This window comes from Bradyrhizobium sp. IAR9, from assembly GCF_013408065.1.
Classification (GTDB): domain Bacteria; phylum Pseudomonadota; class Alphaproteobacteria; order Rhizobiales; family Xanthobacteraceae; genus Bradyrhizobium.
Map to the genome: position 1 here is coordinate 36,481 of NZ_JACBZW010000002.1, position 22,962 is coordinate 59,442.

Annotated in this window: 20 protein-coding genes; 1 reads left to right on the forward strand and 19 read right to left on the reverse strand. The window is 65.0% G+C overall.

Features of this window, described 5'->3' with window-relative positions:
• Position 1 precedes the first annotated feature (1 nt).
• The 12 genes from GGD67_RS05675 to GGD67_RS05730 form a co-directional block, all read right to left on the reverse strand.
• Positions 2-1,975 (reverse strand): methyl-accepting chemotaxis protein, encoded by a 1,974-nt coding sequence (locus GGD67_RS05675; RefSeq protein ID WP_179731535.1) that lies wholly within the window; start codon positions 1,973-1,975, stop codon positions 2-4.
• Positions 1,976-2,204: 229 nt separating this feature from the next.
• On the reverse strand, positions 2,205-3,377 hold the full coding sequence (locus GGD67_RS05680; protein WP_018318278.1) for an acetyl-CoA C-acyltransferase: 1,173 nt from the start codon (positions 3,375-3,377) through the stop codon (positions 2,205-2,207).
• 157 nt (positions 3,378-3,534) lie between these two features.
• Entirely contained in the window at positions 3,535-5,124 is a 1,590-nt protein-coding gene (gene serA, locus GGD67_RS05685) for a phosphoglycerate dehydrogenase (RefSeq protein WP_018318279.1), read from the reverse strand.
• A 167-nt stretch (positions 5,125-5,291) separates the two neighbouring features.
• Positions 5,292-6,464, reverse strand: coding sequence for a phosphoserine transaminase (locus GGD67_RS05690; protein WP_092255895.1), 1,173 nt, complete (start codon positions 6,462-6,464; stop codon positions 5,292-5,294).
• An 81-nt stretch (positions 6,465-6,545) separates the two neighbouring features.
• The gene (locus GGD67_RS05695; RefSeq protein ID WP_018318281.1) at positions 6,546-6,752 is read right to left on the reverse strand and encodes a hypothetical protein; all 207 of its coding nucleotides are present in this window, start codon (positions 6,750-6,752) and stop codon (positions 6,546-6,548) included.
• Between the two features lie 158 nt (positions 6,753-6,910).
• Positions 6,911-7,375, reverse strand: a complete 465-nt coding sequence (locus GGD67_RS05700) for a GNAT family N-acetyltransferase (protein ID WP_179731537.1) — start codon at positions 7,373-7,375, stop codon at positions 6,911-6,913.
• 13 nt (positions 7,376-7,388) lie between these two features.
• Positions 7,389-7,979 (reverse strand): glutathione S-transferase family protein, encoded by a 591-nt coding sequence (locus GGD67_RS05705; protein WP_179731539.1) that lies wholly within the window; start codon positions 7,977-7,979, stop codon positions 7,389-7,391.
• A gap of 75 nt (positions 7,980-8,054) precedes the next feature.
• Positions 8,055-8,882: an outer membrane protein gene (locus GGD67_RS05710; protein WP_179731541.1), complete on the reverse strand. Its 828-nt coding sequence runs from the start codon at positions 8,880-8,882 to the stop codon at positions 8,055-8,057.
• A gap of 168 nt (positions 8,883-9,050) precedes the next feature.
• Positions 9,051-9,878 (reverse strand): outer membrane protein, encoded by an 828-nt coding sequence (locus tag GGD67_RS05715; protein WP_091958410.1) that lies wholly within the window; start codon positions 9,876-9,878, stop codon positions 9,051-9,053.
• 226 nt (positions 9,879-10,104) lie between these two features.
• Positions 10,105-11,352, reverse strand: coding sequence for an MFS transporter (locus GGD67_RS05720; RefSeq protein ID WP_179731543.1), 1,248 nt, complete (start codon positions 11,350-11,352; stop codon positions 10,105-10,107).
• A 208-nt stretch (positions 11,353-11,560) separates the two neighbouring features.
• Entirely contained in the window at positions 11,561-12,904 is a 1,344-nt protein-coding gene (gene glmM / locus GGD67_RS05725; protein WP_028140521.1) for a phosphoglucosamine mutase, read from the reverse strand.
• Between the two features lie 221 nt (positions 12,905-13,125).
• Complete coding sequence (locus tag GGD67_RS05730; RefSeq protein WP_162832259.1) at positions 13,126-13,293, reverse strand: hypothetical protein; 168 nt, start codon at positions 13,291-13,293, stop codon at positions 13,126-13,128.
• Between the two features lie 116 nt (positions 13,294-13,409).
• Here GGD67_RS05730 and GGD67_RS05735 point away from each other — a divergent pair, with 116 nt between their 5' ends.
• Complete coding sequence (locus GGD67_RS05735) at positions 13,410-14,546, forward strand: alpha-hydroxy acid oxidase (RefSeq protein ID WP_179731545.1); 1,137 nt, start codon at positions 13,410-13,412, stop codon at positions 14,544-14,546.
• A 120-nt stretch (positions 14,547-14,666) separates the two neighbouring features.
• On the opposite strand, the gene GGD67_RS05740 is transcribed toward GGD67_RS05735, so the two are convergent.
• The 7 genes from GGD67_RS05740 to GGD67_RS05770 form a co-directional block, all read right to left on the reverse strand.
• A complete protein-coding gene (locus tag GGD67_RS05740; RefSeq protein ID WP_179731547.1) occupies positions 14,667-15,293 on the reverse strand; it encodes a hypothetical protein in 627 nt (208 codons plus the stop codon).
• 57 nt (positions 15,294-15,350) lie between these two features.
• Positions 15,351-16,190, reverse strand: a complete 840-nt coding sequence (locus GGD67_RS05745) for a shikimate dehydrogenase (protein ID WP_179731548.1) — start codon at positions 16,188-16,190, stop codon at positions 15,351-15,353.
• 70 nt (positions 16,191-16,260) lie between these two features.
• Entirely contained in the window at positions 16,261-18,003 is a 1,743-nt protein-coding gene (locus GGD67_RS05750) for a SulP family inorganic anion transporter (RefSeq protein WP_018318292.1), read from the reverse strand.
• 95 nt (positions 18,004-18,098) lie between these two features.
• Positions 18,099-18,371, reverse strand: coding sequence for a helix-turn-helix domain-containing protein (locus GGD67_RS05755; protein WP_026201995.1), 273 nt, complete (start codon positions 18,369-18,371; stop codon positions 18,099-18,101).
• 302 nt (positions 18,372-18,673) lie between these two features.
• Positions 18,674-20,722, reverse strand: a complete 2,049-nt coding sequence (locus tag GGD67_RS05760) for an elongation factor G (protein ID WP_179731550.1) — start codon at positions 20,720-20,722, stop codon at positions 18,674-18,676.
• A 209-nt stretch (positions 20,723-20,931) separates the two neighbouring features.
• Entirely contained in the window at positions 20,932-21,411 is a 480-nt protein-coding gene (locus GGD67_RS05765) for a DUF992 domain-containing protein (RefSeq protein ID WP_179731552.1), read from the reverse strand.
• A 308-nt stretch (positions 21,412-21,719) separates the two neighbouring features.
• Positions 21,720-22,922: a pyridoxal phosphate-dependent aminotransferase gene (locus tag GGD67_RS05770; RefSeq protein WP_026201996.1), complete on the reverse strand. Its 1,203-nt coding sequence runs from the start codon at positions 22,920-22,922 to the stop codon at positions 21,720-21,722.
• Positions 22,923-22,962: the final 40 nt, after the last annotated feature.

The following is a 22,962-nucleotide window of genomic DNA, read 5'->3' on the forward strand; positions in this document are numbered from 1 at the left end:
ATCACGCCGCGCGCACGGTGTCCAGAAACCTGCTGACTTCGATCTTCAGCCGGCTGCTGTCGTTCGACAGCGACTGCGCCGCGGACAGCACCTGCGCGGAGGCAGATCCCGTCTCGGTCGCGCCCTGCCTGACGCTGCTGATGTTGGCGCTCACCTGCGTGGTGCCGGCAGCGGCATTCTGGACGTTGCGGGAGATCTCGCCGGTCGCGGCGCCCTGCTCTTCCACGGCCGCGGCGATGGTGGACGATATCTCGGACAGCCGCTCGATGGTGCCGCCGATGGTCTTGATGGCGCCGACCGAATCCTCGGTCGCAACCTGGATGCTGGAAATCTGCTGACCGATGTCGCCGGTGGCCTTCGCGGTCTGCTCGGCCAGCGCCTTCACTTCCGAAGCCACCACGGCAAAACCGCGCCCGGCTTCGCCGGCGCGCGCGGCCTCGATGGTGGCATTCAGCGCCAGCAAATTGGTCTGGCCCGCGATGGCACTGATGAGCTCGACCACGTCGCCGATGCGCGCGGCCGCCTTCGACAATTCGCTGACGCGGTCGTTGGTCTGCCCGGCCTGGCTGACGGCTTCGCCGGCCATGCGTGCGGAGGCCTGCACCTGGCGGCTGATCTCGTGGACGGAGGCGGTCAGCTCCTCCGCTGCGGAGGCCACCGACTGCACGTTGGTCGCGGCCTCTTCGGAGGCCGCCTCGACCAGGGTGGCAAGCTCGGTCGAGCGGCTGGCGGTGGTGGTCAGCGAGGTCGCCGACGCCTCGAGCTCGTTGGCGGCAGACGACACGGTCTCGACGATCTCGCCGATCGCGCCTTCGAAATCGTCGGCCATCCTGATCATGTCGGCGCGACGGCGCTCGGCGGCGAGCTTGTCCTGCCTGATCTTCTCTTCCGCCTCTTCCTGCGCCTTGCGCTCGGCATTGACCTTGAACGTCTCGACGGCCTGCGCGATCTCGCCGATCTCGTCGGGACGGCCGAGCCCGGGCAGCACGATGGCGAAATTGCCGTTGGCGAGCTCGATCATCGCCGCGCGCATGGCCGACAGCGGCTTGGAAACCGAGCGGCCGATGAAGATGCCGAGCCCGAGCACGCCGGATGCGATCAGCGCGATCGCGACCGCGATCCAGAACTGGATGTTGGCACGCTCGGCCTCGTTCAGCCGGTCGGCCTCGACACGGATCTGGTCGACCGACTTCGAGACCTGCTCGATGACGGGCTCGACCGCCGAGAACGCTTCGGACATCGCCTTCAGCTCGGCCGCGAGCTTCAACGCGGTCTCCATCCACGCGGAGAAATCGCGCTGGTAGTCGGCGAGCTTTTGGCGAAGCTCGGCCTTCGAATTGTCGGGAATGGTTGCGGCGTTGAGAAGGGCCGAAAATTCAGCCGCACGCTTCTTGATGTCATCGCCATATCTGGCGTCGCGACGCAGCATGAAGTCCTTCTCATGCCGGCGCATCATCAGCATGATCACCTTGAGAGAGGAGTCCTGGAGCTGGTCGACCTGGCTCTCGATACCGTGGACGGACGCGCGCAGGCGCCCCTCCAGGCCGGATTTCTCGTCGAGGCCGAGCCGCTGCCGCTCCTCGACCACCGCGGTAAAGCGCGCCTGATAGGTCTTCAGCGATGCGTTCATCGCGTCGATCTTTTGCGCCAGCTCGGGCTTGCCGAGGACAGAGATCCTGCCGCGAAGCGTCTCGATGTCGAGCGCCACCTGCCGGCTGATCTCGACCTGGCGCTCGGCTCTGGCCGGATCGCTGCGCAGAAGGAAATCCTTTTCGGCCCGGCGCGCCTCGAGCAGCTCGACCGCGATCCTGTTGTTGAGCTCGAAGACGGTGCGCGCCTCCTCGGCGGCGTTGCGATAGACCGCCATCGCGCGCTCACCATAGAGGTGAATCCCGCCGATCAGGACGACACCAAGGACGCCGATCACGCCGATTGCAGTGATCTTGTGGGTGAGCCGCAGGGAGAATAATCGCATCTTTGATTTGATTTCAAAATTGGTTGTGGCTGATGCGACTAATGAAGCCTCAATGCGCGGAAACTTCCGTTAATCTGCGGACACGTATGACTACGTACTTATGCACGATACACGTCACAGGATAAGTCTCGATGGCCCCCGTCTATGCACGGTGAAGTGCACAAGAAAAAAACACGGCGCTCGTGCGCGCCGTGCTTCCTTCCCTTCAAGCCGTTGGCTGTGGATCGGCTCAGCTGTAGATCTCGAACAGGCCGGCGCCGCCCTGGCCGCCGCCGATGCACATCGTCACCACGCCCCACTTCGCCTTGCGGCGCGCGCCTTCCTGCAGCAGGTGGCCGGTGAGACGGGCACCGGTCATGCCGAAGGGATGGCCGATCGCGATCGAGCCGCCGTTGACGTTGTACTTGGCGGGATCGATGCCGAGCTGGTCGCGGCAGTACAGGCACTGGCTGGCGAAGGCTTCGTTGAGCTCCCACAGGTCGATGTCGTCGACCTTCAGGCCGGTGCGCTTGAGCAGCTTCGGGATCGCGAACACCGGGCCGATGCCCATCTCGTCGGGCTCGCAGCCCGCGGTCGCCCAGGCGACGAAGCGGCCGAGCGGCTTGAGGCCGCGCTTCTCGGCGTCCTTGGCTTCCATCAGCACCACGGCGGCGGCGCCGTCCGAGAGCTGGCTGGCATTGCCGGCGGTGACGAACTTGCCGGGACCCTTCACCGGCTCGAGTTTTGCCAATCCTTCCATCGTGGTCTCAGGACGATTGCACTCGTCGCGATCGACGACGTAGTCGACGATGCTCTCCGCCTTGGTCGCCTTGTCGACGACCTTCATCCTGGTCTTCATCGGGACGATCTCGTCCTTGTACTTGCCCGCCTGCTGCGACGCCGCCATGCGGCGCTGCGATTCCAGCGAGAACTCGTCCTGATATTCGCGGCTGAGCTTGTAGCGCTCGGCGACGATGTCGGCGGTGTCGATCATCGCCATGAAGATGTCGGGCGCGACCTTGAGCAATTCAGGATCGATCGATTCCTTCGGGGTGCCGCCGCCCGGCATCGAGATGCTCTCGACCCCGCCGGCGACGATGCAGTCTGCGCCGTCCGAGCGGATCGAGTTGGCGGCCATCGCGATGGTCTGCAGCCCCGAGGAGCAGAACCGGTTCACCGAGACGCCGGCGGTGGTCTTCGGCAGGCCGGCGAGCAGCGCGGCCTGGCGGCCGATGTTGGGCGCGCCGTGGGCGCAATTGCCGAGATAGCAGTCCTCGACATAGTCCTTGTCGACGCCGGCGCGCTTCACCGCGTGCTGGATGGCGTGCGCCGCGAGCGACATCGGCGGCGTGATGTTGAACCCGCCGCGGCCGGATTTTGCGAGGCCCGTGCGCGCATAGGAAACGATGACGGCTTCACGCATGTGTTTCTCCCTTGTCGAGCGATTTTGAACGGAGCGCTCTTTGAACGAGTTGTCCTGGCGCCATTGGTACACAAAGTTTGGCAGGCTGCGGAAAATAAAAACGCCGCCTCCCGTGACGGAGGCGGCGTTGTTCCGCGGGTCGGAATATGTCAGCGTCTCAGAACGTCAGCGCCTTGACCTGCTTGACCTGCGGCAGGGCCTGCACCTTGGCGAGCACGTCCGCCGGGACCGCGCCATCGACCTCGACCAGCGCGATAGCGTCGCCGCCCTGCTCGACGCGGCCGAGATGGAAGGTCGCGATGTTGATCTTGGCGTCGCCCAGCAGGCCAGCGAAGCTGCCGATGAAGCCCGGCTTGTCCTCGTTGGTGACATAGATCATCGACTTGCCGAACTCGGCGTCGACGCGGATGCCCTTGATGTCGACCAGGCGCGGCTTGCCGTCGTGATAGACGGTGCCGGAGACCGAGCGCTCCTGGCGTTCGGTCGCGACCGTCACGGTGATCAGGCTCTCATAGTCGCTCTGGGCGGCGCGCACGATCTCGTCCACCACCATGCCGCGCTCCTTGGCGACGACGGGCGCGGACACCACGTTGACCTCGCCCAGCATCGGCCGCAGCAGGCCCGACAGCACGGCGGAGGTGATCGCCTTGATCTTCATCTCGGCGACGTGGCCCTCATAGGTGATCTCGACCTTGAGGATGCCGGTCTCGGTGAGCTGGCCGGCGAACGAGCCGAGCTTCTCGGCGAGCGAGATGAACGGCTTCAGCTTCGGCGCTTCTTCCGCCGTGATCGAGGGGAAGTTGACCGCGTTCGAGATCGCGCCGGTGAGCAGGTAATCCGACATCTGCTCGGCGACCTGCAGCGCGACGTTCTCCTGCGCTTCGGTGGTGGAGGCGCCGAGATGCGGCGTGCAGATCACGTTGGGATGTCCGAACAGCACGTTGGCGTTCGCGGGCTCCTCGACGAAGACGTCGAACGCGGCGCCGGCGATGTGCTTGGAATTGAGTGCATCGACCACCGCCTGCTCGTCGACGAGACCGCCGCGCGCGCAGTTGATCAGGCGCACGCCCTTCTTCATCTTGGCGATTGCGGCAGCGTCGATGATGTTCTTCGTCTTCTCGGTCAGCGGCGTGTGCAGCGTGATGAAATCGGCGCGCTTGAGCAGGTCGTCGAGCTCGACCTTCTCGACGCCGATGTCCTTGGCGCGCTCCGGCGACAGGAACGGATCGAACGCGATCACCTTCATGCGCAGGCCGAGCGCGCGGTCGGCGACGATCGAGCCGATGTTGCCGCAGCCGACGACGCCCAGCACCTTGCCGGTGATCTCGACGCCCATGAAGCGGTTCTTCTCCCACTTGCCGGCCTGGGTCGAGGCGTCGGCCTGCGGGATCTCGCGCGCGAGCGCCAGCATCAGGGTGACGGCATGCTCGGCGGTCGTGATCGAATTGCCGAACGGCGTGTTCATCACGATGATGCCCTTGGCCGTGGCGGCGGGGATCTCGACATTGTCGACGCCGATGCCGGCGCGGCCGATCACCTTGAGGTTGGTCGCCTTGTCGAGGATCTTTGCGGTCGCCTTGGTCGCGGAGCGGATCGCAAGGCCATCGTAATTGCCGATGATCTCGGCCAGCTTGTCCTTGTCCTTGCCGAGATTGGGCTGGAAGTCGACCTCGACGCCGCGGTCTTTGAAGATCTGCACGGCAGCGGGCGAGAGCGCGTCGGAAATGAGAACTTTGGGTTTGGTCATGGGATGTGTCCTTCACACCCTCCCTTGGAGGGGGAGGGTCGGCGCGAAGCGCCGGGGTGGGGTGAAGCTGCGAATTCGAAATTCGCCAGTGCGCCGTGTGGAGAGATCACCCCACCCGCCGCACCTGACGGTGCGTCGACCCTCCCCCTCCAGGGGAGGGACAAAACTCAGGCCGCCTTGGCGAGCGTGGCCTTGGTCTCGGCAAAAGCCCAGTCGATCCACTGCGTCAGCAGCTCGACGTCCTTGGCCTCGACGGTGGCGCCGCACCAGATGCGCAGGCCGGCCGGCGCATCGCGATAATACGCGAAGTCGTAGCCGGCGCCTTCCTTCTCCACCAGCGCCACCAGCTTCTTGGAGAACTCGGCTTGCGCGTCCTCGGACAGCGAGGTGATGGCGGGATCGGTGAACTTCAGGCACACCGAAGTGTTGGAGCGGATCGCGGCGTCCTTGGCGAGGAAGTCGATCCACGGCGTCTTCGCCTTCCAGTCGGCGAGCACCTTGGTGTTGGCGTCGGCACGCGCGATCAGCGCCTTGAGGCCGCCGATCGACTTGGCCCAGTTCAGCGCATCGAGATAATCCTCGACGCAAAGCATCGACGGCGTGTTGATGGTCTCGCCGACGAAGATGCCTTCGTTGATCTTGCCGCCCTTGGTCATGCGGAAGATCTTCGGCAGCGGCCAGGCCGGCTTGTAGGTTTCCAGCCGTTCAACCGCACGGGGCGACAGGATCAGCATGCCGTGCGCGGCTTCGCCGCCGAGCGCCTTCTGCCAGGAGAAGGTGACGACATCGAGCTTGGCCCAGTCCAGCGGCTGCGCAAACGCGGCCGAGGTGGCGTCGCAGATGGTCAGGCCTTCGCGGGTCGCGCTGATCCAGTTGGCATCAGGCACGCGCACGCCTGACGTGGTGCCGTTCCAGGTGAAGACGACGTCGCTCTTGGGATCGACCTTGGAGAGGTCGGGGATCTCACCGTAAGCCGCATTCAGCTTGGTGACGTCCTTGAGCTTCAATTCCTTGACGATATCGCTGACCCAACCTTCGCCGAAGGATTCCCAGGCGAGCGTGGTGACGGGCCGCGCACCGAGCAGCGACCAGAGCGCCATCTCGACTGCGCCGGTATCGGAGGCGGGCACGATGCCGATGCGATAATCGGCGGGCACCTCGAGCACTTCGCGCGTCAGATCGATGGCGAGCTTGAGCTTGGTCTTGCCGACCTTCGCGCGATGCGACCGGCCGAGTGCTGCGTCCTTGAGATTTTGGGCGTTCCAGCCGGGGCGCTTGGCGCAGGGGCCGGAGGAGAAATGCGGCACGTTCGGCCGCGAAGCGGGCTTCGCTACAGTCATCATATCTACCCTTCCAGATAGTCAGCCTCCCGTTGGGGGGAGGTGTCCCGCCGCGGCTGATACGGGAAACAGGAAGAGGCGTCAAGGAAGTTCCGGCGTCTCACGGCGGCGTGATGGTGCTTCCGGTGCGATATCAGGGGATTCGACGACCGTGAGCGCATTCAGCAAGTCCGTGGCCTCGCTGATCAATTGCGCGGCTCTGCGGCGGCTGCCGACTTTCAAAATGCACTTGTCATTGGCCTGCACGACGTAATCGTTGCCGACCTTGATTATTGAATAGCTTGTCATCGAAATCCCCGAACCGACAGAGCCCGGTGTCTGAAGCTGCCGTAGCACCGTTCGTTCCCGGATCAACGTGAACGACGGCTGGGTAGTTTATCAGCTGTTAATATGAACAAACGCGCGATCCGAATTCGCTGATCGCGCAAGGCTCGCGAAGAGCTGCCTCAAAAGCGGACAGTCATACCGACGTGGCTCGCCGCGAACCCGAGCCGCTTGTAGAAACGCTGCGCATCGACGCGGCTCGCATGCGTCAGCAATTCGACCAGACCGCAGCCGCGCGCTTTCGCTTGCGCGATCGCCCATTGCACCAACCGCTCGCCGATGCCGTGGCTGCGACAATCCGAAGCAACACGAACGTCTTCGAGCAGGCCGCGCACGCCGCCTTGCGAGCTGATGCCCGGCAGGATCGCGAGTTGCAGGCAGCCGACCACCCTGCCCCCGCTCTCGGCAACCACGAGCGTGAGGTTCGGATCGCGCTCGACCCGTGCGAAGGCATCGTAATAGGCGGCAGGCAACGGATCCTCGAGGCGCTCGCGCGCGCGGCCGAGATGATCGTCGGCGAGCATCGCCACGATCGCTGGAACGTCGTCGCGGCGCGCGCGGCGAATGGAGACGGATTCGGCGTTCATGACAACTCCAACCTCAGCGCGCCGGCGGGAGGCCGAGAGACGCTTCGACCTCGCCGATCCAGCGGCGGAGAGCGGCATAGCGGCCGAGATCGAAGCCGCCCTCATGCGCCAGGCGGGTATAGGCGAGCAGCGAGACGTCGGCGAGCGAAACCTCTTCACCGGCGAAGAAGCGGCCAGCCGAAAGATGCTGCTCCATGCGGTCGAGCGCCGCATAGCCGCGCTTGACCTTTTCGGGGTCGAGCTCGGATGCGTCCTTGCTGAGATAAACGAGGAGGAAGCGGCACACCGCGATATAAGGCTCGTGGCTGTACTGTTCCCAGAACAGCCATTCGTCCATCTTGGCCGCAATGAAGGCGTCGCGCGGAACGAGCGCGCTGTCGCGGGCGAGATAGCGGATGATGGCATTGGACTGGGCCAGCGTGCGGCCGTCGTCGAATGCGACGGTGGGCACCTGGCCGGCGCCGTTCATCTCAAGGAATTGCGGCGTGCGCGTCTCGCCCTTGCGCGTGTCGATCTCGATCCACTGGTAGGGCAATGCGAGCTTGTCGCAGACCCACTTCACCTTCAGGCAATTGCCGGAATTGCTATCGCCGTAGATCTTCATCGCTGCCGCCCCACTCTGAAGCGACAGAGCATCAGGACGCAAGCGAGCTGTCAACCGCGGCGCGGCGCCGTCGCGTCAGAACTTGTAGCCGAGGCCGGCGCGGACGGTGTTGATGCTGGTGTCGACCTGGGAAGTGAAGCGAATATATTCGTACTCCGCGCGCATGAACAAGCCGCCGACCAGATTGACGTCGACGCCGAGACCGGCGGTGTAGCCGTAGATCAGGTGATTGTGCTGGGCATCGGTCGAGGTCAACGGCGCCAGCGGCGTGTAGACCCCGAGCTGGGTCGCGCTCACGCGGTCCTGCACGCTGACGGTGCGAACGATGTCGGCACTACCGAGCGCGAGCCCCGCAAACATGTAGGGCAGGAAGCATCCCCATGCGTAGGCGGCGCGACCGCGGAACGTCCCGATGTCGCTGATGCTGATCGAAGAGGTCGACGTCGCCGTGACATCATGGAAGTTGCCGTCGGACAGTGCAGTGGGGCTGACGCGCCGTTCGCTGGCCGACGACGATCCTCCGAACCTGCCATGCAGCCAGCTCACTTCGAGACCGAGGACGACGTCGTCCCATTGCGCATTGTATCCGACGAAGGCGCCGTAACCGGTGGTGCGCTGCGAGGCCTTGCCCAGTCCGAGATTCCACTGAGACACGCCCATCGAGCTCTCGATCAACGTATCCGCCAACAGGGCAGCCATCATGTTGCTGGTCGAGCCGTTGAAGTTCTCGTCGGACGAACCATAACCGGCCTGGGCTCCGATATAGGAGCCTTGCCAGTTGACGCTGGACCGGGTGAGACCGTCCGTGAAGCTGCCGCGCAGGATGGGAAGATCCGGCATATCGGCCGCATGCGCGGCAGACACCGTCCCCAACATCGCCGCCGCCAACAAAAGGCCACGCATCGCAACGCTCCATCGAACTCGAACTTTCTTCCATGATCATGGCTCGTTAACCTTAACCAATGGTTGCGTCGGCCGCCTTCATCGCTACTCGCCATGAAAAATACGCAAAGCAAAACGGCGCGGGATGATCCCGCGCCGTTAAGAAGTCCTAACCGATCGAAGTATCGATCAGCCCTTGGTGACGAGCGGCGGCGCGTAGACCGGCGGGCTGCTGAGATCCCAGCGCACGCCGAGCTTGATGTCGTGCGAGGTGAGCTCCTTGACCTTGATCGAGGTCGGGCCGGAGGCGCTGTTGTCGAACAAGCGGTAATTGCCGGGCGCGGCGTCGCCGAGGTTCATGTAGCTATAGGCCAGTTCGACGGTGAACCCGGGATTGACCTTGTAGGCGAGACCGGCGTGAGCGGCCCAGGCGAGGTTCCACTTTCCGTTATCCGCGAAGTAGGCAACGCTGTTGTTGAGCAGCGGGTTGTAGGACACGCCGTCGTCGCGGAAGCCGCTGATCTTGTTGTAGGAGCCGCCGACACCGGCGCCGATGAACGGTGTGATGCACCACCAGGTGCCGAGGTCGACATAGGCGTTGGCCATCACGACCCACTCGGACTTGCTGCCGCTGTAGTTGTTGACGCCGACGAAGCCGGGTCCAACGACGTTGTCGCTGCCGTGCAGATTGGATTTGCCACGGTACTGGCCGATCACGTCGGCGCGGAACCAGTTGTTGAAGCGATAGCCGACGCCGAGATCGAACAGCCCCGCCGAGTCGAAGCCGAGCCCCTCGGTCGTCTTGGAATAGCCGGCCGGCAGGGCGCTATCGATGCGCTTGGCGCTCTGGTTGGTCATGCCGATGTCGCCGCGCAGATACCAGCCGCCGAAGTCCGCGGGCGGAGCCGGCGGCGCGTACATGGGAGGGGGGGCCGCGATCGGCATGTCGGCAGCGAACGCCATCGACGAGATCAGGGTTGCCGCACCCGCGGCAAGGAGAGACTTAACGCTACGCATTGGCTTCGTCCTTTTGGCCGGTGAGGCAAATACGCAGGCCTCACGTTCTGGAAACTCACGGAGCGGACGATGCCAGCAAATGTTTAAGCGCCACTTAACCCTAATTTTTAAGGTTGATTTTTCCTGACTGCTCGCGCGCACGGATGAGAAGCGTTGCAAAATTGCAGCGCCTGGCGCCGCAATTGCTAACGATGTGTAAAGCCACAGTGCAGCGGGAGAGAATCCGTTAACGCGCGTGCCGCTGCAGCTTGGGCAGGAACACCGCAAGCAGGCCGAGCGCCGGCAGGTAGGCGCAGACCTGGTAGACGAACTCGATCGAGGTGTGGTCGGCGAGCTTGCCGAGCACGGCGGCGCCCAGGCCCCCGATGCCGAACGCAACGCCGAAGAACACGCCGGAGATCATGCCGAATCTGTGCGGCACCAGCTCCTGCGCGAACACGATGATCGACGACGTCGTCGAGGAGATGATCAGACCGATGATGACTGACAGCACCGCGCTGCCGACGAGCCCGGCATAGGGCAGCGCCAGCGTGAACGGCAGCGCGCCCAGGATCGAGATCCAGATCACGATCTTGCGGCCGAAGCGATCGCCCAAGGGACCGCCCAGAAACGCACCGACCGCGTTCGCCGCGAGGAAGATGAAGAGATAGATCTGCGCTGCCTGCGTCGACACGCCGAACCGATCGATCAGGTAGAAGATGTAATAGCTCGACAGGCTCGACACGTAGAGCTGTTTCGAGAACAGCAGCGCGACCAGCACGAGCAGCGCGACGGCGACGCGGCGCGAGCTCGGTGCGTCGGGATGGGCCTGAACCGCCGCTGTCTTCTTCGCCTTGATCTGCGGCGCGTACCAGCGGCCGATGCGCCAGAGGATGAGGATCGCGAGGAAGGCGATCGAGGAGAACCAGGCGATGCTGCCCTGCCCGAACGGCACCACGATCAACGCCGCCAGCACCGGCCCCATCGAGGTGCCGAAACTGCCGCCGAGCTGGAACACCGATTGCGCAAATCCGTAGCGGCCGCCGGAGGCGAGCCGCGCGATGCGTGCGGATTCGGGGTGAAACACCGCCGAGCCGAGACCGACCAGCGCGGCGGCGACGAGGATGACGAGATATTGGTGCGCGGCACTGAGCAGCAACAGACCAAAGAAGGTCGAGGCCATGCCGATCGCCAGCGAATAAGGCTGCGCCTTCTTGTCGGTGTAATGCCCGACCACCGGCTGCAGCAGCGAGGCCGTGAACTGAAAGGCCAGCGTGATCATGCCGATCTGCGCGAAGTCGAGCGCGTAGGTGTCCTTCAGGATCGGATACACCGAGGCGATCAGCGACTGCATGGTGTCGTTGAGGAAATGCGAGAAGCTGATGCCGGCGAGCACGACATAGGCCGGCCCGGCCGCTTTGGCGGCGGGTGCCACGTCAGCGACGACGACGGGCTCGGTCAGCGTTTCCTCTGAGACGACGACAGGCTTGTTCAATGCAGCATCCCGGCGCGGCAGATTGCCGCGACCTCGTAGGTACGATGCAACGCGCGATGGAACCACCGCCAATCGCAAATGGCTGGAATGCGCTCGCTCTGCTGCGAGCAGCGCGACCTGCATGGTTCGGGAGGCCCGCTTTCACGGGCTCCTCACCATGAAGGTCTGGATCTCGCTATGAAAAAGGAATCGCAGGGTGCCTGGGACCTCAGGCCGCCGCCTGGCCGAGGGCGAAGACGATGGTGTCGACGACGTCCTCGACCAGGATGCGGTCTTCGCCCTCGCCCATGACGCGGATCACCGGCTCGGTGCCGGAGGAGCGGATCAGGAGACGGCCGTGGCCGTTGAGCCGTTTCTCGCCGTCGGAGATCGCCGACTTGACGTCGGAATCGTCGAGCGGCTTGCCGCCCTTGTGGCGGACGTTCTTGAGGATCTGCGGCAGCGGATCGAAGCGGTGGCAGACCTCCGACACGGGACGGCGCAGCTTCTGCACCACCGCGAGCACCTGCAGGGCAGCGACAAAACCGTCGCCGGTGGTGGCATAGTCGGACAGGATGATGTGGCCGGACTGCTCGCCGCCGAGATTGTAGCCGCCGTTCAGCATCTGCTCGAGCACGTAGCGGTCGCCGACCGGCGTGCGGACCAGATCGAGCCCCTGCCCTTTCAGGAAACGCTCGAGGCCGAGATTGGACATCACGGTGGCGACGATGCCGGGCCGCGACAGGCGGCCGTCTTCCTTCCAGCTCTGCGCGATCACCGCCAGGAGCTGGTCGCCGTCGACGACATGACCGCGCTCGTCGACCAGGATAACGCGATCGGCGTCGCCGTCGAGCGCGATGCCGATGTCGGCGCGCATCTCGCGCACCTTCCGCGACAGTGCTTCCGGCGAGGTCGAGCCGCAATCCTTGTTGATGTTGAAGCCGTCGGGCTCGACGCCGATCGGCACAACGTCGGCGCCCAACTCCCACAGCGCTTCCGGCACCACCTTGTAGGCGGCGCCGTTGGCGCAATCGATCACGACGCGCAGGCCGTCGAGCGAGAGGTCGCGCGGCAGCGTGCGCTTGGCGAATTCGATGTAGCGGTCATGCACGCCGTCGATGCGGCGGGCGCGGCCGAGGCTCGCGCTCTGTGCCAGCCGCTTGTCGATGGGCTCGTCGAGCAGCTGCTCGATCTGCCGCTCGACGTCGTCGGACAGCTTGAAGCCCTGCGGGCCGAACAGCTTGATGCCGTTGTCCTCGAACAGATTGTGCGAGGCCGAGATCATGACGCCGAGATCGGCGCGCATCGACTTGGTCAGCATCGCAACCGCCGGCGTCGGCATCGGGCCGACCAGCAGCACGTCCATGCCGACCGAGGTGAAGCCGGCGACCATCGCGTATTCGATCATGTAGCCGGACAGGCGGGTGTCCTTGCCGATCACGACCCGGTGGCGGTGGTCACCGCGCTGAAACGCAAGGCCTGCGGCTTGGCCGACCTTGAGCGCGAGCTCCGGCGTGATCAGTCCGTTGGCGCGGCCCCGAATCCCGTCCGTCCCGAAATATTTGCGACTCATATCGTCCCCCGAGCAACAACCAGGGGATCCCCTCTACAACCACGGGCTGCCCGAACGGGACCCGCATCCCTGATTTGCTAAACGTCTTATAATGCCTATGGGGCTAACTTGGCTTCAAAAAATATGATGAATCATTACGGAACCCGGGGCGCCGCCGCTCCGACAACGTCTTGTTAACATTATATTTCCTACCCATGGCGCCGGACGGGGTGGAACCCGATTTAATCGCTGCGCTTGACGTGGCCATCGCCGCGGCTCGGCGCCGGCTGGGTGACGTTGACGGGATCGGAGCCCGGAAAGGTCTCTTCCAGACCCTCTTCCAGGGCTTCCTCGAGATCACGCTTCTCCTTGATCTCTTCCGGCGAAGGTCCAGCGTGCGGCTTCGTCATGGCGCCCTCCTGCAAAACGGTCTGCAAACGGATTTGGCTGTGCATCCAACCATGCTAGATGACCCCGAAATCTTCCGATGCAAGACTCTTGGTAGAAGACGGGCCGGGGAACGATCATGAAACATATCACCTGTATCGACGATCTTCGCGCGCTGCATAAGCGCCGCGTGCCGAAGGCGTTCTTCGACTATTGCGATCGCGGCTCCTATGCCGAGGAGACGCTGCGCGCCAACCGCGAGGATATGCAGGCGATCAAGTTTCGCCAGCGCATCCTGGTCGACGTCTCCAAGCGGGACACCTCGACCACGATCCTCGGCGAGCCCTCGACCATGCCGCTGATACTCGCGCCCGTCGGCCTGCTCGGCATGCAGCATGGCGACGGCGAAATTTATGCCTGCCGCGCCGCGCAGGCCGCCGGTATCCCGTTCACGCAATCGACCATGTCGATCTGCTCGATCGAGGACATCGCCGCCAATGTCGAGAAGCCGTTCTGGTTCCAGCTCTACGTCATGAAGGACCGCGGCTTCATCAAGGAATTGATCCAGCGCGCGATCGCGGCCAAGTGCAGCGCGCTGGTGCTCACCGTGGACCTCCAGGTGATCGGCCAGCGCCACGCCGACATCAAGAACGGCATGACGGTGCCCCCCGAATGGTCGCTGTCGAAGCTGCTGGATTTCGCCAGCAAGCCCGGCTGGGTCTCCGGCGTGCTGCAGGGCAAGCGCCGCACCTTCGGCAACATCGCCGGCCACGTGAAGAACACCGAGGATCTCAATCGCCTCGCCGAATGGACGGCCTCGCAGTTCGACACCTCGCTGAACTGGAAGGACGTCGAGTGGGTCCGCAGCATCTGGCCGGGCAAGCTCGTCATCAAGGGCATCCTCGACGTCGAGGACGCCGAGGAAGCCGCCAAGACCGGCGCGCAGGCGCTCGTCGTCTCCAACCATGGCGGCCGGCAGCTCGACGGTGCGCCGTCCTCGATCGAGGTGCTGCCCGAGATCGCCGATGCGGTCGGCGACAGGATGGAGATCATGTTCGACGGCGGCATCCGCTCCGGCCAGGACGTGATGCGCGCGCTCGCGCTCGGCGCAAAGTCCTGCATGCTCGGCCGCGCCTATGCCTACGGCCTGGGTGCCGGCGGCCAGGCCGGCGTCGCCAAGGCGATCGACATCATCCAGAAGGAGTTGCTCACCACCATGGGCCTGTGCGGCGTCAACCGGATCGACGAGATCGACGATCATGTCATCGCGATGTGAGGTGCAGCGGCGGTGCCGTAGGGTGGGCAAAGCGTAAGCGTGCCCATCAATCTGCGTAATGTGAGAAAGACGTGGGCACGGCGCTGACGCGCCTTTGCCCACCCTACGATTGCTTTCTCATCACATCGGCGGCGTCAGGCCGTCACGGCCGACGCTGACGCGGTTGGTCTCGAACGAGCCGTCGGGCAATTGCTTCATGAAGGCGATGACCTTTGCTCCGGGCTTCAGGTCGGATTTGTCACCGGGCACGAAGGTCACCACCGGCGTGTTGTCGGCGACGAACACCTTCTTCTCGCCGTCCTTGTACTTGACCAGCAGCGTATGGCCGTCATTGCCGACCACGCTCTCCGACACCGTGGCGTTGGTCATGCTCGAATTCGGCTTGAGGTCATAGGGCCGCGAGCCCTCGCCGGTGCCGCGCATGCTCTCCGGAAACACGTGGACCTCGACCGCGTTCTGGCCGCCGTCCGGTCCGGGCACCGTGGTGGCGCCGACGAAGGAGCCGACCTTGATGTCGGCGAGTGAAATTTTGGTAATCCCCGAGACGTTCACGTCGGGAGCGATGCGCAGCTTGACGTCCTCGCCGCTGCGCGACTTGACCTGCATCGTGTCACCATTGACACTTTCGATCGTGCCGCGCACGCGCGTCGGCACCGGTGCCCTCTGCGCGTAGGCATAGAGGGTGGAAGCGGCCACCATCGCGACGGCGATCAGCGGACGTGTGAAAGTTGCACGTTGAACAGACATGACGGTCTCCGATTGTCCCCCAGGAATGGAGAACTCCGGACGACGCGTGCTATTCTCTCAAGTCTTTGTGAGATCGGCCTCGACCAGCGCCCGCAGCTCGGCTGTGACCTCCGGCCGCCGGCCGAACCACAGCTCGAAACCGCGCACCGCCTGGTGCAGCAGCATGCCGAGCCCGTCTGCCGTCTTCAGGCCACGCGCCGTTGCGGCGGCGAGCAGCGGCGTCACCAGCGGGACATAGACGAGGTCGGCGACCACCGCCGCCTGCGGCAGGCGCGCGACATCAACATCGAGTGAGGGCTGGCCGTGCATGCCGAGCGAGGTCGTGTTCACGAGAAGTTTTGCGCGCGGCAGCACGTTGTCGATCCCGTCCCACGTCACGGGATGCACGTTCGGCCCGAACTGTCTTGCCAGCGTCTCGGCCCGCGCGATGGTGCGATTGGCAAGATGGATGTGCTTGATCCCGCGCTCGAGCAGGCCGAACACGACCGCCCGCGAGGAGCCGCCGGCGCCGAGCACCAGCGCCTCCTCGGAGGCATCCCAACCGGGCGCGCTGGCGTCGAGATTGCCGATGAAACCTTCGACGTCGGTGTTGGTCGAGCGCAGCTCGCCGTCGGCAAACCACAGCGTGTTCGCCGCGCCGACGGCCTTGGCGCGCGCATCGGGCGCCGACAGCGCCAGCACCTCTTCCTTGTGCGGGATGGTGACGTTGGCGCCGACGAAGCCGCGCAGCGCCAGCCGCAGCACGAAATCCCTGAGATCCTCGGGCGGAACCGCTTCGATGACATAGCCGCCGGGGATGCCGAGCGTGCGCAGCCAGTAATGATGGATCAGCGGCGAGCGCGAATGCGCGGCCGGCCATCCGATCAGACAGGCTGCAGGAGCTTTGGGCGCGGTCATCTTTCCCTCGGGTCGTTTCCGAGGCGATCCATTTCGCGTCCCGTGGGGCCTGTCAAGCGTGCGGACGTCGCTAGTCCGCCGCAGCCTCGTCGGCCGCCCGGCCCTTGATGTCGGCGATCGCGCGGTCGAGGCTCTGGCGATAGCGCGCCCGCGGCGGCGTCACGCCATGGGTGAGCAGCGCGCGGCGGACAGCGGGCGAAGCCCCCGTGATGAACAGGCGGATGCCCTGGCGGTGCGCCTTGGCGGCGACGCGGCCCAGCACGTTGGCCGCCGTCGAATCCAGGAACGGCACCGCGGCGAAATCGACCACGAAGGCCTTGCGCTTGTCGGCGACCTCGTCGAGCACGCCTCCGATGGCGGAGGCCGCGCCGAAGAAGAACGCGCCGGTGATGCGATAGACCAGCACGTCGCGATCGACCGCAAGCGCGGGATCGTAGCGAACGCGATCGCCATTGCCGTCGTCGGGACGATCGCCGGCGACCAGCGGCGAGCGTTCCTCGATCCCCGTCATCTCCGCCATGCGATGGATGAACAGCACGGCGCCGAGCGCAAAGCCGACCAGGATGCCTTCGGTGAGATCGCGGAAGATCGTCAGCAGGAAGGTCGCGAGCAGCACGACGGCGTCGCCCCATGACGAACGCAGGAGCGTGGCGAATTCGTGCTTCTCCGCCATGGTCCAGGCCACCACGACCAGCACCGAGGCGAGCGCCGCCAGCGGAATGTAGCTTGCGAGCGGCGCCGCGATCAGCATGAACAGCAGCAGAAACACGGAATGCAGCATGCCGGCCAGCGGCCCGCGCGCGCCGGCGCGAATGTTAGTCGCGGTCCGCGCGATCAGGCCGGTGACGCAGATGCCGCCGAACAGCGCCGAGCCGATATTGGCGGCGCCTTGCGCCACCAGCTCGCAATTGGAGCGGTGACGGCGCCCGGTCATGCCGTCGGCGACCACCGCCGACAGCAGCGATTCGATGGCGGCCAGCAGCGCGAACGCGATCGCATCCGGCAGCACGGCGCTCGCCTTCGCGACCGAGAACGCCGGCAGCGCCGGTGACGGCAATTCGCGCGGAATGCCGCCGAAGCGCGATCCGATGGTTTCCACCGGCAGCGACAGCACGGCACACGCAACGGCCGCGATCACGACCGCGATCAGGATGCCGGGCCAGGACGGCCGCCAGATCCGCAAGGCCGCGATGATGGCGATGCTGACGATCGCGACCGCGACGGCGGATGGATTGATGGTGTTGAGACCGCCGGCGAGCGCGACCAGCTTTGGAACGAACTCGCTGGGCTCCTTGCCCGCAAGCGTGATCCCGCCGAGATCGCGGAGCTGGCTGGCGAAGATGATCACGGCGATGCCGGCGGTGAATCCGACCGTGACCGGATAGGGAATGAACTTGATGTAGGTGCCGACCCGGAGCAGGCCCGCAGCGATCAGGAACACGCCCGCCATCAGGGTGGCGAGGATGACGCCGTCAACGCCGTGACGCTCCGCGGTCGCTGCAACCAGGACGATGAAGGCGCCGGCGGGTCCGCCGATCTGGAACCGGCTGCCGCCGAGCAGCGAGGCGATGAAGCCGCCGACGACAGCGGTGTAGAGACCGCGGTCCGGCGTCACGCCCGAGGCGATCGCGATCGCCATCGACAGCGGCAGCGCCACGATCGCAACCGTCAGGCCCGCGAAGACATCGGCGCGGAAGTCCGCGACGCCGTAGCCTTCACGCCAGACGGTGACGAGCTTTGGCAGATACAGTTCGGCAAAAGTCGGCTGACGCAGCTGGTGCAGCCGGCTTGCGTGATCGCTTGTGATGCTCATGCTCCGCTGCCCCACAATGCTCCACCGCATCGTGCGGCCGCGATCCGGACGCGACGGTGCGTTGGTTCAGTCTGCTCCGGGCAAGACCCGCAAGATCAAGCCCCCACCCGGCGCGGCGGCCCGGGCTCCTTCAGGCGGACGCCACGCCCGCCGCTGTCGCTGCGGACCTGCTCGCCGATCAGCTCGACGCCGGCCCGGTCGAACGCCTCGACCACCTTGATCAGGGTCTCGACCACGCCACGCACATTGCCGGTGCTGGCCTCCATCCGCTGGATGGTCGGCAGCGAAACGCCGGCGAGCTCGGCCAGGGTTTTCTGGTCAATGCCGAGCAGCGCGCGGGCTGCCCGCATCTGGAACGACGTGATCACCTTGGCCTCACTTACCAGCACTTATAAATGATATCTGAGACATGTACAATGATGTAAAATACATCATATCGGACTTAAGGCAAGAGGTTGCCCAGCTACGCCGCCGTCATTGCGAGGACCCTTGCGACGAAGCAATCCAGAGTCCTGCCGCGGCACGACTCTCTGGATTGCTTCGCTCTTGCGGTTGGGGCGCGATCACTTGAAACGCCGCACGCGTAGAGGCGGCCCCTCACCCACCCTCTCCCCGCGAAGAGCGGGGAGAGGGTGTGAGAGAGCGTGCGCCTCTGACTAAGCCAGCTTGATCACGCCGCGTGTTGATGCGCGGCGATGATCTGGTCGGCGGCGCGGCCTGTGACTTCGGCCATGTGGTCGAACGTGCGGGTGAAGCTGCCGGCGCCGGCGGTAGCCGAGCGCAGCTCCACGATCAGTTCGCCGATCTCGGCTTCCGGCATCATGGCACGGACGCTGTCCCAGCCGCTCCAGCCGTCACGCGTGTCGAAGCCGAGGATCTGGCCGCGCCGCGCCGACAGGATCGCGTTGATCTTGGCGGTGGCGTCGGTCGGACAGACGATCTCGACCACGTGGATCGGCTCCAGCAGCACCGACTGACAATGCGGCAGGCCCTCGTTGAGTCCGATCCGCGCCGCCGTGCGAAAGGCGAGATCGGAAGAGTCGACGCTGTGATAGGAGCCGTCGGTCAGCGTCACCTGCACATCGGTGACGGGGAAGCCGAGCGGACCGCGCGTCAATCCGTCGACGACGCCTTCTTCCACCGCGCCGATGTAGTTGCGCGGCACCGCGCCACCAACGACCTTCTCGGCGAACTTGAAGCCCTCGCCGCGCGGCAAAGGCCTGATGTCGAGCACGACGTCGCCGAACTGGCCGTGGCCGCCGGACTGCTTCTTGTGGCGACCGCGCTGGACGATCGGCTTGCGGATGGTCTCCTGATAGCCGATGGCCGGTGGATGCGAGGTGATCTTGACGCCGAAGCGGTCGCGCAGCCGCTCGCTGGCAACGCGCAAGTGCATCTCGCCCTGTCCCCACAGTACGGTGTCGTGGGTCTGGGCGTTCATCACGATGACGAGCGAGGGATCCTCCTCGTGCAGCCGCGTCAGCGCCTGGCCGAGCTTGACGTCGTCCTTGCGGTCGGTGGCCGCAACCGAGATCGCGAGCACCGGCGGCGTCGGCTCCGAGACCGCGAGCGCCGCTGGCGGGGTCTTGCCGCTCGAGACCGTATCGCCGGTCTTGATCGGATCGAGCTTGGCGAGCGCCACCGTGTCGCCGGCTTCGGCCGCGGCACGCTTGGTGTCGTAGGCGCCGTTGACGGCGAGGATGCCGGAGATGCGGCCCGCGCCTCCGGAAGCGGATTGCAGCGTGGCGCCGTCGTCGAGATGGCCGGCGAGCAGCCGCGTCAATGACAGTTTGCCGCCATGCTGCGAATGCAGTGTCTTGAACACGAAGCCGAGCGCGTCCCTGGTCTCGGGCACACCGAGACGTTTTGCGGTCTCCGCAATGCCCGGCGCCTCGTGACGCAGCGCCTTCATCAAACGCAGCACGCCGTTCTCGCGCGCGGCAGCGCCCAGCAGCACCGGGCAGATCAGTCCCTCGCGCAATTCGCGGGCGAGATCGTCGAACACGGCATCGCGCGGCGGCTGGATGTCCTCGAGCAGTTGCTCCATCAGCGCATCGTCGTGATCGGCGAGCTTCTCCAGCATTGAGAAGCGGGCTTCCTTCTCGCGGTCGAGATTGCCGCCTTCGAGCGCGACCACCTCGGAGGCCTTGTGCTCGCGATAGATGAAGGCGCGTTCCAGCGCGAGATCGACGAAGCCCTCGATCAGCTCGTCCTTCCAGATCGGGATCTGGCGCAGCACCAGCGGCACGCGGGAGGCGGGCTGCAGCATTGCGAGCGACTCGCGGATGCGCTGACTCGCGCGGTCGATCTTGTTGAGGAACAGGAAACGCGGGATCTTCAGCTCCTCCAGCTCGCGCAGGATGATCTGAAGCTGCGGCAGCTTCTTCTCGTCGGCCTCGCAGACCACGATCGCGGCATCGACCGCGGGCAGCGCGGCGCGCATGTCGTGGGCAAACTCGACGGAACCGGGACAATCCAGGAAGGTGTAGCTGTCGCCCATGAAACTCGTGGTGGCGGCAGTGAGCCCGACGGTCATCTTGTGATGACGGGCCTCGGGCGCAGCGTCGCCGACGGAAGTTCCGGCGTCGACACTGCCGGCACGCGGGATTGCGCCCGTTCGCGCCAGTATTGCTTCGAGAAGTGTGGTTTTACCGCTTTGGAAAGGGCCCACCAGCGCGATGCACCGTGGACCTCGGGGACTTCTGACGTCTTGTCCCATTCGCCGCCTCCTTGGTGTGGAGCTCGGCCCATGATTGGGTCGGCAACCGCAGATGCTCTGCCCGTCCCCGAGATTTGGCAAGCATCAAACGTCGCTGCGGTGCGTCGTCGGCTGGATTAGGTCTTAACGCGGCGAGTACGGCTGTCGGCCGCGTGTTCCACCTCTCCCCGGCGGGGAGAGGTAAAAGCAGCAAACACCGTCGTCGGGCGTCAACGGCCCGGACGAAGTTCCAGGCTCTCGAGGCCGGCGGCAATGTTGAGGCCGACCTGTCCCTGCACGCTGAGCGGTTGGAGCGCGATCGAATTGTTGGAGCCGCCGACCAGCACGTTGCCGCCCAAGCCGACACCGACCGAGGCGCTGCCCTGCGCACCTGCATAATTGCCGGAGAGGTCGCCGGGGCCGAGCCGGTCGACGGGTGCGAACACGCCCCACGCCAAAGCCGTCTCCTGGGTGATGCCGATGTCGAGACCGACTTTGCGGATGGTTGCGACGTAACGATCGTCGGGCAGACCGTCGGCGCGCAGCACGCAGCCGAGATGGGTCACCGATCCCACGATGAAGCCGACGCTGGCGCCGCCGCGGCATTCGAGCACGCCCACCCGCGCCATCCGCTGCTGTGCACTGCCGCCCACGCTAAAGGCAACGAGACTGGCGGCGGCGAGCCCGGCGAAGATGAACGAACGGCGCATGAAATATCTCCGGCGATGAAGGGATGCGAGCAGAGAGAGCGCCACCCGCGTTGCGCGTCTATGCCACAAGAGTGCTGGAGGTGCCAGATCGGGCGCGGCGATAAGCGTGCAAACAATCCCGCCAATGGCGGACCTTTTCGCAGATATCGTAGGGTGGGCAAAGCGAAGCGTGCCCACGCATTTCTTGCGATCGAGAGAGATGGTGGGCACGGCGCAAGTGCGCCTTTGCCCACCCTACGATTCCAGACTCGCGGAGAGAACTCCCAACCCACAAGCGCGAGAAGAGAACACCGCTTGCCGCAACAATCTCAGCGCAAATTACCGCAGAAGCGCTGGATGCGCTTGCAGGCGTCTTCGAGATCCGAGGTCTTGGTCGCGTAGGAGATGCGGAAGGCCGGGCCAAGGCCGAAGGCTGAACCCTGCACCACCGCGACGCCTTCGGTCTCAAGGAGCTCGGTGACGAAGGTCTCGTCATTGTCGATCACCTTGCCGGATGGCGCGGTCTTGCCGATCGTGCCGGCGCAGGACGGATAGACGTAGAAGGCGCCTTCGGGACGCGGGCATTCGATCCCCTTGGCCTGGTTGAGCATGGAGACGACGAGGTCGCGCCGCTCCTTGAACACCTTGTTGTTGGCGGGGATGAAGTCCTGCGGACCGTTCAGAGCTTCCACCGCGGCCCATTGCGCAATCGAGGACGGGTTCGAGGTCGACTGCGACTGGATCGTCGACATCGCCTTGATCAGCTGCGCGGGGCCACCGGCATAGCCGATGCGCCAGCCGGTCATGCAATAGGCCTTCGACACGCCGTTCACGGTGAGCGTGCGATCGTAAAGTTTCGGCTCGACCTGCGCGACCGTGGTGAACTGGAAGTCGTCATAGACGAGATGCTCGTACATATCGTCGGTCATCACCCACACATGGGGATGCTTCACCAGCACGTCCGTGAGGGCCTTCAGTTCCGAACGCGTGTAGGCGGCTCCCGTCGGGTTCGACGGCGAGCACAGGATCACCCATTTGGTCTTCGGCGTGATCGCGCGCTCGAGCGCCTCGGCCTGGAGCTTGAAGCCGGTCGCAGCGGTGCAGACCACCGGCACCGGCTCGCCGCCGGCGAGCGCCACCATCTCAGGGTAGCTGACCCAGTACGGCGCGGGAATGATCACCTCGTCGCCCGGATTGATGGTCGCCATCAGCGCGTTGTACAGCACCTGCTTGCCGCCGGTACCGACGATGATCTGGTTCGGCTTGTAGGCAACGCCGTTCTCGCGCTGGAATTTGGCGATGATCGCGTCCTTCAGCTCGGGAATGCCGTCGACCGCGGTGTACTTGGTCTTGCCGGCCTCGATGGCGCGGATCGCAGCCAGCTTGATGTTGGCGGGCGTGTCGAAGTCGGGCTCGCCGGCACCGAGACCGATGACGTTGCGGCCCGCCGCTTTCAGCGCGCGTGCTTTATCCGTGACCGCGATGGTCGCGGACGGCTTCACACGGTCGAGCGCAGCGGCAAGGAAGGACATCGTCATCTCCTGACAAGCGTCGAAAAGCCCTAGGCCTCAC